Below are 15,913 nucleotides of genomic sequence, written 5' to 3'. Positions count from 1 at the left end.
TGACCGCTCACCAACATGATCGGCCGAGCAGCTCCTAAACAGCCGCCACCAAGGCAGACGCGGCTGGGAAGGCAACGGCCTCATCGAAGTGGTGGCCGTGCTGGAGGCAGTGGTAGAGCTGTCCGATCAGACGGTTGAATAGGTTGCGCTGGGCTGATGCGTGCCAGTCCCCGTGGTCGCGGCGGCGCCGGGCTTTGGCACCGGGCCCGGCATCGTGGCCGCCTTCCCTGCTCCGCCTGTCCACGGCCGAAGGCTGCCCTGGTATCAGTGGTGGAGGGCTGATCTGCCCAGTGTCAGAGGCTGCTGGCAGCATCAGCCGCTATGAGCATCATCCGTACTACCCCGCCGCGTCCGCTCGACGTGACCACACTTTTCCCTCAACTGGCCCCGCTGGCCCGCACGGCGACCCGGCTGCACCCTCGCCCCGGGTCCCCTTCGCCGCGCGACAGTTCGGTCGGTGGTCCGCTGTTGTGGCCAGCCGAAGAGCTGTGGCCGCACTGCGAAGGACCGCACGAGCTGGACGGGGTGAACGTGGCTCTGTCGCCGGCGGACTTGCGGCTGGAACGCCGGATCCGTGCCGCCGCGCAGGGCCGGGATCTGACCTCGCAGGAACGGAAAACCCTCACCCGCATCCGTCCCCCGAGGACCTATCCGCGACCAAGGCCGAGCCGCCAACCATATGACGGGGCGATGGCGATGTTGCCGCTGGCGCAGCTGTACGTGCGTGACGTGCCCGCTTTGCGCGCGCCCGCCGGCGCAGATCTGCTCCAGGTACTGTGGTGTCCTTTCGACCACCCTCCGATGAAGTTCATGCCCAGGACCGTGCTGTTCTGGCGGTCCGCGGCCACGGTCACCGGCATCCTCACCGCACCCCCGGAACCGCCCGTGGTGCAGTTCGACGGTTACCTGCCCGAGCCGTGCCTGCTCGCTCCGGAGCAGATCACCGAGTACCCCAACCCCCTGGAGCTCAGCAAGGAAGTGCGGGCCCAACTTGGGAACTTGAGCAAGTGGCAGGCGGCCGGCGACGCGGTGGACAGCCGGTACGCCTCGTACCCGGAGGAGTTCTACTCGGTCAATCTGTCAGTCGCGCCCGGCTGGAAAGTCGGCGGCTGGGCCCCCTGGGGTTACACCGACCCCAGGCCCCAGTCTTGCCCCGCCTGCGACACCACGATGGTCCCGCTGCTGACCATCCCCACCTTCGAATGGGACGACAGCACCCGCAGCTGGATCCCGAACGCAGATTGCGAAGATCGAGAACACACCAGTCCGTCCTCCATCCACACTCGCCCGGAGGGCCACGCCGTGATCGACTTCTTTCGCGCCCAAGGCATTGAGGTGCACGACCGCGGTCGCATCCCCCGCGATGCCCGCGCCACGGCGCTCGGCACCGACCCTGTGCCAAGGCAACCGACCGCCGTCCAGATCGCCAGCGGCCAAAAGCAGCAGCTCTACGTCTGCCCGACATCACCGGAGCATCCCCACACCGAGCTGATGCAGTAGCCGCACCGACAACAACCCATCGCCCAGCCGTCACTCCGTCCGAGAAGAGTTGGCTGGACACGGGATACCCGCAGGCCTCAATACGCGGTCATCTGGGCGAACCGGATGAAGATGCCCGCCACGTGTAGTCCGGCTGGATAGACGGCTGCTGTCTTCTCGTAGCGGGTGACGATCCCACGCCACTGCTCAAGCGGTTGATGCAGCGTTCTACGGTCTTGCGCTGCTTGTATGCCTCGCGATCGAAGACCGGTGGCCTGCTACCCCTACCCGGCGTAGCCGGTGACGCTGCTGATCTGCCGGGATGGGGATCACCGCGCGGATGCCACGCTTCCGCAAGTGATCACGGATTGCCCGGGAGGAATATGCTTTGTCGGCCAGAATCACGTCCTGCCTGGTGCGAGGTCGTCCACGAGGTCGGGGGACCCCAGACGGGCCATTACATCCGCGAAGGCAGGGGCGTCGCCTGCCTGGCCATGGTCTTGCGCGCCAGTCCAACCCACCGCCCTTCGCCTGGGTCACTGCGGACGCGGCCTACAAGCAGGACTCCCACCTTCGCCGCTTTCCTGCTCGGTTGCGTCCAGGGAAGTGGTGTACGGGTTCGACCTGATCCGGGGGTTTGCTCCGGCATGGGAATGAGATCCGCATAGACGAACGGCCACCGGCTGATCTTCGAAGTGTCTAAGCCTCGAAGGAGATCAGCACGATGACCGCACCAGACAGTCTGCCCCTGCATGTCCTCGCGGAAGACAACCTCGCCGCGGCGAGTCCGGATCTGTTGCGCGCGATGGTCAAAACGTTCGCCGACGCGCTCATGTCTGCCGAGGCAGATGCTCTCTGCAACGCCGAATACGGGCAGGTCAGCGACGAACGCGTCAACCACCGCAACGGCTATCGCCCACGCGAGTGGGACACCCGCGCCGGCACCGTCGAACTAGCCGTCCCCAAGCTGCGTCAGGGCAGTTACTTTCCGCACTGGCTTCTCGAACGGCGCCGCCGGGCCGAGCAGGCCCTGATCTCGGTCGTCGCCACCGCCTACCTGCTCGGCGTCTCCACCCGCAGGGTCGAGAAACTCGCCGAGTCCCTGGGCGTCACCCAGCTGTCGAAGTCCCAGGTCAGTGCGATGGCCAAGCACCTGGACGAACAGGTCGCCGCGTTCCGCAACCGGCCACTGGACGCCGGGCCTTATGCGTTCATCTGGGTCGACGCGCTGACGCAGAAGGTCCGCGAGGGCGGCCGCATCATCAACGTCCACGCGCTGATCGCGGTCGGCGTCAATGCGGACGGACACCGGGAGATCCTCGGCATCGACGTCGCCACGGCAGAGGACGGGGCCGGCTGGCTCGCCTTCCTGCGCTCGTTGACTACCCGCGGTTTGTCCGGTGTCCAGCTGGTCGTCTCCGACGCTCACACCGGCCTGGTGAACGCGATCGGCGCGGTCCTGCCGGGCGCCTCGTGGCAACGATGCCGCACGCACTACGCCCGCAACCTGCTCAGCCAGGTCCCCAAGTCGGCCCAGCCCTGGGTGGCCACCCTGCTGCGGACGGTGTTCGAGCAGCCTGACACCGACGCCGTCCAGGCTCAGATGCGACACGTCCTGGACGCGCTGGAGGCCAAGTTCCCCAAGGCAGCAGCCCACTTGGACACCGCCCAGCACGATCTCCTGGCATTCACCGCGTTCCCGCGTGAGATCTGGCGGCAGATCTGGTCGAATAATCCGCAGGAGCGGCTGAACAAGGAAATCCGGCGCCGCACCGACGTGGTCGGCATCTTCCCCGACCGCGCCGCCGTGATCCGCCTGGTCGGCGCGGTCCTGGCCGAGCAGAACGACGAATGGACCGAGGCCCGCCGCTACATGGGACTCGACCTACTCGCCAAGGCCCGCCTCCACCCGATCGAGTCAGAAACCGACGAGACCGTCCTGCCCACCGAACTCACCGCCTAGCCTCAAAGAAGAGATCACCGAGTGGCCGTCGATACACCACTCCAGCGGACGTGACCTCCTGCTCTTCCTTTCGGCTAGCTTGTCCTGCACCGTTGTGGGCGGCGCGACTAGGGGGGACTGTGCGACCACTGCTCGAGGGAGACCCGTCACAGGTCGGGGGCTATCGCCTTCTCGGTCGCCTCGGGGAGGGCGGTATGGGGCGGGTATATCTGGGGCGCTCCGCGGGCGGCCGGACGGTAGCGATGAAGGTAATTCAGGCGGAGTACACGCAACTTCCGCAATTTCGCCAGAGGTTCGCCCGCGAGGTCGCTGCAGCGCGCAGGGTCGGCGGGGCGTGGACCGCCCCGGTCCTGGACGCGGACACGGATGCGGCGGCGCCCTGGGTGGCCACCGGATACGTGCCCGGCCCGGATCTGCACACCGTGGTGACGGAGACGTACGGACCGCTGCCGGAGTCGACGGTGGTTACGCTCGGTCACGGCCTAGCTCAGGCTTTGCGAGATATTCACGCCGCGGGACTGGTTCACCGTGATCTCAAGCCGTCCAACATTCTCGTGACGATCGACGGGCCGAGCGTCATCGATTTCGGCATCGCTCGCGCTCTGGAGACCCTGGCAGACGGACAGTTGACCCGCACCGGCGCAGTGATCGGTTCACCGGCGTTCATGTCACCGGAGCAGGTACGGGGCGATCGGCTCACGCCTGCCTCGGATGTCTTCTCGTTCGGGTCTGTTCTGGCGTTCGCCGCTACTGGCCGCTCTCCGTTCGGCACTGCCGACAGTGGCATCCACGCTCTGATGTTCCGCGTCGCCGAGGAGACTCCAGACCTGTCAAACCTGCCCGACGGTCTGCGCAGCGTGGTGGAGGGGTGTCTGGTCAAAGACCCCTTGCGCCGTCCAGGCGTAGACAAGCTTCTCGCACTGACGAAGCCGGCCCAAGGTCCGTGGCTTCCTGCAGAACTTCTGACCCACCTCGGGCGGGAGATCGCCTTCATCTTGCAGGCGGATACTCCACAAGATCAATCCGCGGCCTACGCCGATATAGCCGGCCAGCGCAGTGCCACTGCCGTGTCCGCGGACGCGCCATCCGGCGACACGGCGGTGGCGGCCACGGCCCCGGGAGTGCCGGAACCGGAGTTGCCAACGGCTGACGCACCCGCTCGCCCGCCATTGACAAGCCACTCGCCGCCACCGGCGCCCGCCCGTGCGCCCGGCCCTGCTCGCTGGCGCCGTGTCTGGGGCAAACCCCGCAACCGCGGCCTCATCATCGGCTCCCTGGCAATCACTCTGGCTGCAGCCCTGATCCCCGCCACAGGACTTCTAGACGAGCCAGACCTCACGGTGGTCGGCACCTGGCAACTCGACCAGCCGGCCATGAACGGCCCCTACCGACGGCTCACCATCGGCACCGACAGCGAGAAAGGCGGCTCACCAGCCCAGGTCCTGTTCATCAACAATCGCGGCGACGTGCTGTGCCAGGCGACAGCTCCCGTCATTGAGCGAAGCGACAAGCGCGTACTACTTGGGCCTGAGCAAGTCACGAGAACAGTGCCGGCGAGCGCAGGCAAGAACCAGTGCCCGGGCGAGCGCCGACAGGCCTACACAGTGCAAGGGCAGGACAGGCTTAGAGCAGGAGCCGCGTCGACGAACGCTTCCGAAGACCCTGGCCTGGTCCGAGAACCCGACGCGGACAAGCCCATTGATGAAGACTATTTGGGCAACTGGTCGGGTAGCAAACCGCGCTACTCGCAAATGGACACCAATTACCACACGGCACCAGCCACCATCCGCCAAGCCAAAGTCGGAGAAATCGCCGTGACCTTCACCCTCTCCGATGGCCCCAACGGTGCCAAATGCACCGGCAAGTCACCCCTCTTGCAGGTAACTGACGACGCGATCCGACTAGGACCCTCCGCATTCTCCCCACCTACCGCGGAAGGTTGCGCACCTGCCGCCCTGACGTCATCCGGCGACAGCCTCCAGCTCCTCCTGAGCGGCAACGACTCCATCACCCTGGTTCCACAACTGTGACCACCGTCGGCTCGCGGCAGCCGGCCGGATCCCCGGCCGCAGCCGCATGATCGCAGTAGAGCCAGCGAGGGGGACGGGAGACAGGGGCGCGGAAGGAGGCCATGTCATGGAGACGGCCGAAGGACGGCGACCAGGCACTCGTGGACCACCGCCCCTTTGATGGGGATCTTGGCCCGCAGTGTCGCGTCGATCAGCGGCGCGACTTCGTCCACTACCCGAGCCTTCGGCTTCCCGTTCCGCGCCCGCTTCGGTGGCGCGATCAGTGCCTGCCCCGACAGGTATCTGCTGACCGTGCGACGGCTCAGCCCGGTCGCCTTGGCGATCTCCGACAAGCTCATCAACATCAGCGAGAACCGGACCAATGTCTGCGCCGTCGGCGCGGCCGTGCTCGGGCCCGACGGCAAGCCGGTGGGCGGGGTGGGCATCTCCATGCCCGATATCCGCTTCGACCACCGCAAAGTGCCGGAGCTGGGCGAGCTGGTCCGCAAGGCGGCGGTCGACATCGCCGCCAACCTCGCGAGCCGACGGCGAAGTTGACGGGCGCACTTCTGGCGGTACGTAATCCTGACGGTGCGCAATGCCAACCGTGCGCGATCCCGGTCGCGCGATGCCCCGCTCGTGAAGCTGCGCGCCCTCAGCGAAGCGGTGCGCTCGACCCTCAGCGGCGGCCCCTGGCGTGTACGGCACGAGTTCGTCGAGTCGAGCCTCCTCACGCCCCGCCCTGCCACCTCAGTGCTGGGAGCCGGGTGCCGCGAGCAGCGCGTCCACCACGTACTTCAGGTCGCCCAGCGCGGCGTCGATCGACACGGCCTCGGGGTCGAGCAGCGCCTGGTACACGGCACCGCGCAGGGCGCTGACGATCAGTAGGGCCGCCCTGGCGGCGTCCACGTCCGGGACCCGGAAGGGTCTCGTTCGGCGGCGTGTGGGGGAGCCATGTGAGGGCGGTGCGGAAAGTCCGGCTCTCGGAAACCGAGGTCCAGGTGATGAAACCCTCCTCAAACCCTGACAGGCCGCCAGAAGAACCCAGGGCCGTCCATTGATGCACGGGGCAGGAACGCCGAAGGGCGGCGCACGCCGACGTGGTGTCGGGGTACGCCGCCCAGGGGTGGGACGGGTTTCGGGAGATAGCCCGCGTACTCATCCAGGTCACTCCGGGTCGCTGTTGAACTTCGCCTTCGACCAGTAGTAGCCGAGGACGCTCAGACCCACGCACCAGGCAACGGCGATCCACCCGTTGCTGCCGATCTCGCTGCCGAGGAGGAGACCGCGCAGGGTTTCGATGGCGGGGGTGAAGGGCTGGTACTCGGCGATGGGCTGGAACCAGCCGGGCATGGTGTCGACGGGGATGAAGGCGCTGGACAGGAGAGGGAGCAGGATCAGGGGCATGGCGTTGTTGCTGGCGGCTTCGGCGTTGGGACTGATCAGGCCCATGCCGACCGCGATCCAGGTGAGCGCCGTGGCGAACAGGACGAGCAGGCCGAACGCCGCGAGCCATTCCAGGACGGTGGCGTCCGTGGAGCGGAAGCCGATGGCGACGCCGACGGCGCCGACGAGGACCACGCTGGCGATCGACTGCAGGACGCTGCCGATGACGTGGCCGATGAGGACAGACCCGCGGTGGATAGCCATGGTGCGGAAGCGGGCGATGATGCCCTCGGTCATGTCGTTGGAGACGGAGACCGCGGTGCCGATCGTGGTGGACCCGATGGTCATCAGGAGCAGGCCCGGGACGATGTAGGCGATGTACTCGGAGCGGTCCGCTCCCCCGCCGCCGATACCCGCGCTCATCACGTCTCCGAAGATGTAGACGAAGAGCAGGAGCAGCATGATCGGCGTGAGCAGCAGGTTCAGGGTCAGCGACGGGTAACGCCGGGCGTGCAGGAGGTTGCGGCGCAACATCGTGGACGAGTCGCGCACGGCGAGGGTCAGGGAGCTCATCGGACGGTCTCCTTGGGCTGGGTAGGGACCTTGTTGTCGCTGGTGAGTGCGAAAAACACGTCGTCGAGGTCGGGGGTGTGCACGGTCAGTTCGTCCGCCTCGATGCCGGCCGAGTCCAGCCAGTCGAGGATCGAGCGCAGTTCGCGCTGGCTGCCGTCGCTGGGCATCTGCAGCGCCAGTGCTTCGTCGTCGCGGGCGGCGTCGTGCAGGACGGTGGCGGCCTGCTGGTAGGCAGCCGGGTCAATAAACCGGAGCCGGATGTGGCCACCGGGGATGAGCCGCTTCAGCTCCTCAGCGGTGCCCTCCGCGGCGATCTTCCCGTCGTTCAGTACGGCGATACGGTCCGCCAACTCGTCGGCCTCTTCCAGATATTGGGTGGTGAGGAAGACGGTGACGCCGCCGGTGACGAGTTCGCGGATGATGCCCCACATGGTGTGGCGGGAGCGAGGGTCGAGGCCGGTGGTCGGTTCGTCGAGGAAGATGATCCGCGGGTTGCCGACCAGCGTCATGGCGATGTCGAGGCGGCGCTTCATGCCGCCCGAGTAGGTGGAGGCGGGCCTCGATGCGGCGTCGGTCAGGTCGAACCGCTCGAGCAGCTCGGCGGCGACCCGCCGCCCCTCACGCTTGGACAGGTGGTGCAGGTCCGCCATGAGGAACATGTTCTCCTCGCCGGTGATCAGCCCGTCAACGGCGGAGAACTGCCCGGTGACACCGATCGCGGCGCGTGCCGCGTGGGCGTCAGTGGCGAGGTCGTGTCCGCCGATGCGCAGTTCACCGGTGTCGGCACCGATGAGCGTGGAGAGGATCTTGACGGCGGTGGTCTTGCCGGCGCCGTTCGGGCCAAGCAGCGAGAAGACGGTTCCTTCGGGGACGGCGAGGTCGATGCCGTCGAGGACGACCTTGTCGCCGTACGACTTTCGCAGCCCGTTCGCCGCGATGGCCAAGCTGGTCATGAGAAGTGCTCCTTCTTGAGGGCTGCGTGACGGGGGTCAGTTGCTGCGGGCGGTGATGTCGCCCTGCCTGGTGGTGGCGCGGATGTCGAGGGTCGTGGTGCCGTCGTTCTTCAGGCTGTTCGTGACGCGGCCGTGAGAGGTGCCCGCCTCCAGGGCCGCGGAGACGCCGGCCGCGGCGGTGACGGTGATGTCGCCGGACTGAGTGGTCAGCGTGAGCTTGCCGCCGGTGGCCTCGGCGACGGTGATGTCACCACGGGCCGTGCTGATGTCACCGGAACCGGTGAGCCGTTTGACCTCGACGTCGCCGTCGGTCGCGGTCAGACGCAGGCCCGCGGCCTCGTCGACCTTGACGTGCTGGTAGGCGCCGTCGAAGACGAGGACACCGAGGCGGCCCACGGCGCGCAGTTCGGCGGCCTGTGCCTTCGCCTCGACCCGGGAGCCGGCGGGCAGTTGGACGGTCACCTCGATGGAGCCCGACGGGCTGAAGTGCTGGTCGCCCCCGGGGTTCACGACCCGCAGCACACCATTGTCGTAGGCGATGGTGGTCCGCTCGGCGGCCTTCACATCCCGGCTCTTCGAAGCGTTGGCGGGCCGGACCTCGACGGTGACGTCGCTCCGGTCGGCGGCGATCAGCTGGACCCGGCCGGCGGGGATGTCCAGGACGGCGGTGACGGGGGCGGTGGTGGCGAACTTCTGCATCACTGTGCTCCTTGATCGGGTGCCGTCTCCGGCCCTCGGTTTCTCTTTCTGACGAGGGAAACGCTACGTAGCGTTCAAGGATCGCGCAATGAGCTTGTTGCGCCAAAACGCAGTAACTGCAGGCCAGAACGTCTATTTCGTTGCAACAATTCTGCACTCTAACGCAACGGTAGCCAGCCGAACGTTGCATTGAAATGAGAGTGAACGCTAAGGTTGGCGACACCACGGATCACGGACACGGAGGAGATCGCGATGCCGGGAGGCAGGCTCAGCCAGCACGAACGCCAGGAGATCGCTCTGGGCCTTGCCGACGGCCTCGCCTACGCGGAGATCGCCAGGCGGCTCGACCGCCCCACCTCGACCGTCACGCGTGAGGTCATGCGCAACGGGGGCCCGACTTCCTACCGCGCCGACCAGGCCCACCGCGCCACCGAACGCCGCGCCCACCGGCGCAAGCAGCCCGCCTCCCGGGGACAGGAGGCGCCCGCGCTCCCCCACGGGCGCGACCCCGAAGCGGTACGCGAGTACGAGGAGTTGTTCACCACCGTCATGATCCAGTCGGGTCTGCCCAAGATGATGTCGCGGGTGATGGCGAGCCTCCTGACCACCGACTCCGGCAGCCTGACCGCCGCCGAGCTCGTCCAGCGCCTCCAGGTCAGCCCGGCCACCGTCTCCAAGTCGATCGCCTTCCTGGAGAGCCAGACCCTCGTGCGCAGAGAGCGCGACGAACGCCGCCGCGAGCGCTACGTCATCGACGACGACCTCTGGTACCAGTCGATGCTCGCCAGCTCCAAGGCCCTCATCCAGCAAGTCGAGGTCTCACGCCAGGGCGTCGCCGTCCTTGGCCCCGGCACCCCGGCCGCCACCCGCCTGGAGAACATCGCCCGCTTCCTCGACTACGTCGCCGACAGCCTCACCCGCGCCGCGGAACAGGCCCGCGAGGTCCTCTACACGAGGCCAGAGGCGGTCGCGGACGCAGAGGCGGACGCAGAGGCGGACCACGAATAGAGCGCGGTCCGAGGGAAGTTGGAATGCGGCTGCCCGCCGGGCCCGGCACCGTCCTCGACGGACGCCCGTTTTCGAGGACGAGACCGGACAGTCGATGACTCCGCCGCGCGCCAGAGCCTGGGGCCGGATCGGCCAGCCCCCGGTCGTGAGGGTGAGGGGCCGTGGCTCCGGGCGGGTGTCGATGGCGGGCATGGCCTGCTACAAGCCGAGCGAGCGATCCCGGCTGATCTACGCGATCCGCGAGTACCGCGGCCGCAAGGACACACCGAAGGGCTTCGGCTGGCGCAACTTCCGCGACCTGATCGTCCGCGCCCGTATCCAGCTCGGTGGCCCGATCGTGCTCGTCCGGGACAACGTCCACCTCCACCTGACCACTGGCATGAAGGAGTTCATCGCCGCGAACGCCGACTGGCTCACCGTGTTCCAGTTACCCACCTACGCCCCAGACCTCAACCCTCAGGAGGGCATCTGGTCGCTGGTCAAGCGCGATATCGGCAACCTCGCCGCCGCGGACCTCGGCCAGATCACCCGAGCCGTGAAACGCAAGCTCAAGATGCTGCAGTACCGCCCCGAAGTGATCGACGGCTGCCTCGCGGGCACCGGTATGACCCTTTGATTGAAGCCGCGCGCGGTCAAGAACAGTCTGAGCGGTAGGCGAAGGGCCTGTCGGGGCAGCTGGTGCATTCGAACAGGTAGATGCCGCCCATGTCGCCGAGCGTGAGCCCAGGGGGGCATTGGATCCCGGTGCATTGTTCGTAAGGAAGGTCCCAGATGCTTCCCGTGGCCGGGGTGTCCTCGATGGGCAGCCACGTGCGCCAGCTCTCGCCGTCGAACTCGGAGCTGTTGATCGTCAGGAGATGCTCCATGCGCACACTGCATGTAGGGCACGTCGGCCAGTCAGGCTCTTGCGTCCACGTGGGGTACCCGCCGACCTTGACGCCGTCCGACACGGAGAGGTGGGACCAGTAAGACCAGCCGGTTTCCTCCTCCAGCTGTTCGAACCTGACTTCGAGCGCCTCGGCGACCTCGTCCGGGAGGTCCCAGTTCGGGTAGTCGGTGACGCGCTCAGGGTGCAGGACGCACGGGTCCGGAAGGTAGTCGTTGTCAGGGCTGGTCGGGCAGGGTGGATTGGCCGGCTGTAGGTCGCTCAGGGAGCTGTCCCGCCAATACGTCTCAGGGCGGGGAACGTAGCCGTCCTCGTGGTCGAAGGGGCACCAGAGCACCTGCAGTAGATCGGCGGCGCTGGGGAAGGCCAGGTCAGGCACGTCGGTTGCGAATAGCTGGAGGACCGGGACGAGCGGGATCGGTCCCTGGGCGGGAGGGGAGAACGCCGTGCGCGGGTGGTCGTCCTTGCAGTGGGGCCAGGGCTCCGAGAGCGGCCAGAGCACGGGTCCGCCGAGCGAGCTTTCCCGCGCGCTCGGATCGCCGAGGCGCGGATGCAGGCGAACGGCCGTCTTCCGATAGTTGGCCACCTCCGGGAACAGCGTCTCGACATCGAGCGGACGTGGCGGGGTGGTGCGAGCCATCGGACGTGCTCCTCACAGACCAAAGTCTTGGTTTGGCCACGACCGAGACCGCGGTGGGCTGAGAGTAGCCGCACGGTCTGTCGGATCCACCAGCAGACCCCGTTCTCAGCCACGGGGCACTTCGCGGTCAGCCTTGCCAACACCCGACATCACGAGTTCAGGTTCAGTCACACCAACCGTGAGCTCCTGGAACGGCTCCTGCCACCCCGCAGGCAACGCTCCAACCCCCGTGTCATCAAACGCAAGATGACCAACTGGCACCTCAAACACACCCACCACCGCAACCCACCCCGGCCACCGGCCGTCGCCGTCACTCTGGTCCCACCCACCAAACCGACCAGCAGACGCCAGAAAAGCACCTAAATCACCGGTATTGCCCTTAGGGCCTGTCTTCCGGATCTTGGGGCTCGCGACGCGTTGATCCGCCTGAAGGTAGATCCCAGCCCTTCGTGGAACCGGTCTGCGCCGGTCAGCGTCCCTCCAGGAGCCAGCAAGATCGACTCCAATGGAGGACCTGCCCATGACCGGCACGGCCGCCCGCTACCTCTATATCACCCGGCACGGCGAGGCCTCGTCGGACGAGAGCCAGCTGACGGACGCGGGCCGCCACCAGGCCGCCCTGCTCGGGGAGCGGCTCCATGGGGTTCCGCTGACGGCGATCCATCACGGACCGCTCGCCCGCGCCGAACAGACTGCCCGGCTGGTCGGCGAACGGCTCGACGGCGTCCCCTTGCGGTGCTCCAATGCGGCCGGCGACTACATTCCGTACCTGCCGCCGCGCGAGGAGCTGCCGCAGGAGACGGCCGACGCCATGCTTGGGTTTTTGGGCCAGTTTCCGGCCGAGGAACGCGAGCAGGGGCCCGGGCTCGCGGCGGCGGCGCTCGCGGAGTTCACCGGACCCGTCGTCGGCGACGAGCCGTGCCACGAACTCGTCATCACCCACAACTTTCTTGTCGGCTGGCTCGTCCGAGCTGCCCTCGACGCCCCGAAGTGGCGCTGGATGGGCATCAACCACGCCAACGCGGCGCTGACTGTCATCCGCTACGCGCCCGGTCGCCCCCCGTCGGTTCTCCTCTTCAACGACACCGGCCACCTCCCCGCCGAGCTCCGCTGGACCGGCTTCCCGCAGGAGCTCCACGTCTGAGGCCCGGACCGCTTCCTCCGGATCACCTTGCGGACCAGCTTTGGATGCCCGCGACGTGGAGGGCTGCCAGGCCTTCAGGATCACCGCACGCAACCGTGAAGGCTCGCACCAACACCGCCCGAGGCACCACGGATTAGAAACCCGCACTCAGTAGGGTCGGGGACTGGCGCGGTGGCCGATGCTCCGTTTCCAGTCCCCGCCGCTTCAAACCGTGCATGCAGTTCTCCCGCACACGGCTTTCCGACATCGTTCACCGGCTGGCATGCGCCGTTGCCCTGTTCACGTTTCCGGTAAGACGGTAGACACCGAGCCGGGTGATCCATCCGTAAGTGAAACGGGTGGCCCTGTTCCGGCCTGCCATCCTGTGTTTCGTACTGGCGAAGATCGCCAGCCGCTCGTGGACGTAGCCGTCGACCACATTGAACTTCCGCCCGGAGTTCCCGTTACGGAAGTACGCAGCCCACCCCCGCAATACAGGGTTGAGGTCAGCTGCCACAGCAGACACCGGCCGCTCAGTCTTCGAACGGGCGGTCGCTGCACGGACTTTGTCCCGCAACACCCGCATCGCTCTGGCCGAGGGCCAACGCCGCAAGTAGAACTTGCCCCGCCACTTCCACGATTCCACCTTCCGGTGGTGGAAGCCGAGGAAATCAAAGCCCTGTTCACCCCGAGTGAGGCAAACGATGCCGGACTTGCCGGGATGGAGTCGCATCCCGAGTCGTGCCAGCACCTTCGCGGCCAATTCCCGGGACTGTTCCGCCCGTTCCTTGGTCGGCGACAGGACCACGAAATCATCGCAGTACCTCACCAGCACTCCCAGCCGCCGTCCTTCGCTCTGCCACGCCTCATCGAGGACATGCAGCGCGATATTCGCCAGCAACGGAGAAACCCGTGAGCCCTGAGGAGTTCCCGCCCCGGTCAGAGAGGTCACCCCACCCTCCAGAACTCCCATCCGCAGCCATGCCCGGATCAGCTTCAACATCGGCCGGTCCACCAGGCCACCTGGGCCATCAGCGCGTCGTGATCGATCGTCCCGAAGCAGTCCCGGATGTCGGCCTCGAACACCCACTCACGCCGCTGGTTCGCCGCGATGCGCACAGCTTCGCACGCATCGATCGCGGACCGCTGGGGCCGGAATCCGTAGCTCGCCTCGGTGAACTGGGCCTCGAAGACCGGCTCCAGGACCAGTTTCGCGGCCGTCATCACCACCCGGTCCGCCACGGTCGGAATCGACAACGGCCGGAACTCCCCCGGCCGCCCCGATTTGGGAATCTGGACCCGCCGCAGCGCTGTCGGACGATACGTATACGTCCGCAGTTTCTCCGACAGGTCCTGGAGGAATGCATCCACCCCCGAAGCCGCCACGGAATCGACGGTCACACCGTCCACGCCTGGGGCGCCCCGGTTCGCACACACACCGGCCCAAGCCCGCCGAAGAACGTCCATGCGGTGGACATGGATACACAGGGCATGAAACCGGCGTTCGGGTTCTTGCTTGGCACAGCGGTAGAGCGTCCGTTGCAGAGCTCGGACCTTGTCCAGAGGACGGCGGCCCGGTCCTGCGACGCTTTCCTCCCGGCGGATGGAACTAGCCGAAATGGCACTCATCCGGGTCCCTCCCTGTTTTCGAATCGCATCGATGAAGCAGGGGCCCTTCGCTCCCAGCGGGTTGTGTTGTCCCGCCGATCGTCACTACTACGACCCCCTCCGACTGCCTCTCGGCAACCCGCCATTTCCCGGTTCTTCCGGTTATAGGAAGGCCACGCTTCCCGGGCCGCAATACCCGGGGCCGAGGAGGCTCTCTCCAGTTCCCAGGGCAACCTTCCGACCATTCCACGCCCCTTACGCCGGGAGGTTCTTCGACGACCGCTCCAGGTCCGAGATCGTCTTCCGTGGCCTTCGCCAAACAAGCACAGGCTCGGCTCCTCCTTGGCCCGCCCACGGGCGGGGGTTAAATGACGACGCTGCAGGCTTCACTTCATGTTGCGGACTGGCCGGTCGCACGCCCCCGAAGGACGCTCGTCACTCCACTTCGACGCGACCCTTTCGAGGGACGCCGGGAGTCAGCTACCGGGGACCCTGGCGTCTCCCCGGACCGGACTTGCACCGGCTGGCTATCCTGAACTTGTCGTCCGGTTACATCGTTCACACCCCTTCTGAGCCGCAACGACGCCCGGACTGCTGGACGTACGCTTGTTATTTAACTACCAAGACCTTCCGGGCTTGCCGATGGCCTTGAGGGTCTCGGGGCGTTTGACGGTCTTGCCGACGTCGTAGCGGGGTGCCCTGCGTTTGTTCTTGGCGCCGGGTGGCCGTCCGGGGCCGACCCCTCGAGGTTTGGGAACACGGGCCGGGCAGGCGAGGTGAGTGTGGATGTTCCTGAACCCTCGGCGGACCCGTGCCGGGGTGAGAAGCTGTTGTCCTATCGATCTTGAGTGCGGTGTGATCGAAAGTGGCCCTCGGGGCGGGTGATTCTGTCGTGGCCGTGCATGAGGACAGGGCCTCTGGTGCAGTTCGGAGTTGCTGAGACACCGATCACGCCAGGAGGCCCTGTTGTCACCGTTGTACGCGGTCGAAGCTGTTGGGTTCAACTCGTCCGGCGGTGCGTGCGATTGCCTCGTTCACCGGTTCGGGAACGCAGCCGACCAGCCCGACCGGGTCCGGGCCTACGGCACGGACCTGACGGATGCCGAGTGGCAGGAGATTCGGCCGTTGCTGCCGGTGCCAGCGTGGATGGAGGGCCGGGGCGGCAGGCCGGAGGGCTACTGTCACCGCGTGATGTTGGACGCGGTCTTTTATGTCGTGGACAACGGGATCAAGTGGCGCAACATGCCGGTCGACTTCCCCGCCTGGGACCGGGTCTACGCGTTCTGGCGGCGCTGGCGCCAAACCGGGCTGATCACCGAACTCCACGACCGGCTGCGGGGGAAAGTGCGCGAGGGGGCCGGGCGCGATCCGGAGCCGACGGCTGCGGTGATCGACTCACAGTCCGTGAAGGCGGACGCGGTGGTGGGGGCGGACAACCGGGGCTATGACGGCGGCAAGAAGATCAATGGCAGGCGCCGGCACTTGATCTGCGACACGATCGGCCTGCTCCTGCAGATCCGGGTCCTGCCGGCACATGTCACCGACCGGCAGGCCGCCGCCGACATGCTGCCCGCGCTGCGCTAGCG

At 66.9% G+C, this 15,913-nt stretch carries 14 protein-coding genes and 4 pseudogenes; 8 read left to right on the top strand and 10 right to left on the bottom strand.

The features are described from left to right. Window positions 1–34: 34 nt before the first annotated feature. Window positions 35–211: pseudogene (locus ACY0PA_RS42885) on the bottom strand (IS110 family transposase); the annotation flags it as partial. A 110-nt stretch (window positions 212–321) separates the two neighbouring features. Between ACY0PA_RS42885 and ACY0PA_RS42880 the strand changes: the two are divergent. Further along, window positions 322–1,500 carry a hypothetical protein gene (locus tag ACY0PA_RS42880; protein WP_473082720.1) on the top strand — a complete coding sequence of 393 codons (1,179 nt, stop codon included), beginning with the start codon at window positions 322–324 and terminating at the stop codon, window positions 1,498–1,500. 77 nt (window positions 1,501–1,577) lie between these two features. Here ACY0PA_RS42880 and ACY0PA_RS42875 read toward each other — a convergent pair. Next, a pseudogene (locus ACY0PA_RS42875) lies at window positions 1,578–2,109 on the bottom strand (transposase); the annotation flags it as partial. Window positions 2,110–2,203: 94 nt separating this feature from the next. On the opposite strand from ACY0PA_RS42875, the gene ACY0PA_RS42870 reads away from it, so the two are divergent. The 3 genes from ACY0PA_RS42870 to ACY0PA_RS42860 all read left to right on the top strand — a co-directional run bounded on the left by ACY0PA_RS42870 (window position 2,204) and on the right by ACY0PA_RS42860 (window position 6,009). Continuing rightward, window positions 2,204–3,442 carry an IS256 family transposase gene (locus ACY0PA_RS42870; RefSeq protein ID WP_473082719.1) on the top strand — a complete coding sequence of 413 codons (1,239 nt, stop codon included), beginning with the start codon at window positions 2,204–2,206 and terminating at the stop codon, window positions 3,440–3,442. A 119-nt stretch (window positions 3,443–3,561) separates the two neighbouring features. Further along, window positions 3,562–5,472, top strand: coding sequence for a serine/threonine-protein kinase (locus tag ACY0PA_RS42865; RefSeq protein ID WP_473082718.1), 1,911 nt, complete (start codon window positions 3,562–3,564; stop codon window positions 5,470–5,472). Between the two features lie 168 nt (window positions 5,473–5,640). Continuing rightward, window positions 5,641–6,009, top strand: coding sequence for an IclR family transcriptional regulator domain-containing protein (locus ACY0PA_RS42860; protein WP_473082717.1), 369 nt, complete (start codon window positions 5,641–5,643; stop codon window positions 6,007–6,009). A gap of 192 nt (window positions 6,010–6,201) precedes the next feature. Here ACY0PA_RS42860 and ACY0PA_RS42855 read toward each other — a convergent pair whose 3' ends face one another. From ACY0PA_RS42855 to ACY0PA_RS42840, 4 genes are all read right to left on the bottom strand, one after another. After that, complete coding sequence (locus tag ACY0PA_RS42855) at window positions 6,202–6,360, bottom strand: hypothetical protein (RefSeq protein WP_473082716.1); 159 nt, start codon at window positions 6,358–6,360, stop codon at window positions 6,202–6,204. A 258-nt stretch (window positions 6,361–6,618) separates the two neighbouring features. Further along, a complete protein-coding gene (locus tag ACY0PA_RS42850; protein WP_473082715.1) occupies window positions 6,619–7,410 on the bottom strand; it encodes an ABC transporter permease in 792 nt (263 codons plus the stop codon). Continuing rightward, complete coding sequence (locus ACY0PA_RS42845) at window positions 7,407–8,363, bottom strand: ATP-binding cassette domain-containing protein (protein ID WP_473082714.1); 957 nt, start codon at window positions 8,361–8,363, stop codon at window positions 7,407–7,409. The genes ACY0PA_RS42850 and ACY0PA_RS42845 overlap by 4 nt, the downstream gene beginning before the upstream one ends. A 36-nt stretch (window positions 8,364–8,399) precedes the next feature. After that, a complete protein-coding gene (locus ACY0PA_RS42840; protein WP_473082713.1) occupies window positions 8,400–9,062 on the bottom strand; it encodes a DUF4097 family beta strand repeat-containing protein in 663 nt (220 codons plus the stop codon). Between the two features lie 252 nt (window positions 9,063–9,314). On the opposite strand from ACY0PA_RS42840, the gene ACY0PA_RS42835 reads away from it, so the two are divergent. After that, a complete protein-coding gene (locus ACY0PA_RS42835; protein WP_473082712.1) occupies window positions 9,315–10,070 on the top strand; it encodes a helix-turn-helix domain-containing protein in 756 nt (251 codons plus the stop codon). Between the two features lie 67 nt (window positions 10,071–10,137). Further along, window positions 10,138–10,686: pseudogene (locus ACY0PA_RS42830) on the top strand (IS630 family transposase); the annotation flags it as partial. A gap of 16 nt (window positions 10,687–10,702) precedes the next feature. Here ACY0PA_RS42830 and ACY0PA_RS42825 read toward each other — a convergent pair. After that, window positions 10,703–11,596, bottom strand: a complete 894-nt coding sequence (locus ACY0PA_RS42825; protein WP_473082711.1) for a YwqG family protein — start codon at window positions 11,594–11,596, stop codon at window positions 10,703–10,705. A gap of 520 nt (window positions 11,597–12,116) precedes the next feature. Between ACY0PA_RS42825 and ACY0PA_RS42820 the strand changes: the two genes are divergently transcribed. Further along, window positions 12,117–12,740, top strand: coding sequence for a histidine phosphatase family protein (locus tag ACY0PA_RS42820; RefSeq protein ID WP_473082710.1), 624 nt, complete (start codon window positions 12,117–12,119; stop codon window positions 12,738–12,740). A gap of 250 nt (window positions 12,741–12,990) precedes the next feature. Here the strand turns inward: ACY0PA_RS42820 and ACY0PA_RS42815 are convergent, their stop codons facing one another. The 3 genes and pseudogenes from ACY0PA_RS42815 to ACY0PA_RS42805 all read right to left on the bottom strand — a co-directional run. Further along, window positions 12,991–13,722: a group II intron maturase-specific domain-containing protein gene (locus ACY0PA_RS42815; RefSeq protein WP_473082709.1), complete on the bottom strand. Its 732-nt coding sequence runs from the start codon at window positions 13,720–13,722 to the stop codon at window positions 12,991–12,993. After that, the gene (locus tag ACY0PA_RS42810; protein WP_473082708.1) at window positions 13,716–14,120 is read right to left on the bottom strand and encodes a reverse transcriptase domain-containing protein; all 405 of its coding nucleotides are present in this window, start codon (window positions 14,118–14,120) and stop codon (window positions 13,716–13,718) included. Before ACY0PA_RS42810 ends, ACY0PA_RS42815 begins: the two co-directional genes overlap by 7 nt. 824 nt (window positions 14,121–14,944) lie before the next feature. Continuing rightward, window positions 14,945–15,154: pseudogene (locus ACY0PA_RS42805) on the bottom strand (NF041680 family putative transposase); the annotation flags it as partial. Window positions 15,155–15,260: 106 nt separating this feature from the next. On the opposite strand from ACY0PA_RS42805, the gene ACY0PA_RS42800 reads away from it, so the two are divergent. Then, the gene (locus ACY0PA_RS42800) at window positions 15,261–15,911 is read left to right on the top strand and encodes an IS5 family transposase (protein WP_473082707.1); all 651 of its coding nucleotides are present in this window, start codon (window positions 15,261–15,263) and stop codon (window positions 15,909–15,911) included. Window positions 15,912–15,913 lie beyond the last annotated feature (2 nt).

It is taken from the genome of Streptomyces sp. DS1-CR2, from assembly GCF_055760475.1.
Note: the sequence above shows the minus strand (reverse complement) of the source record. Positions and strands in the feature narration are given on the sequence as shown.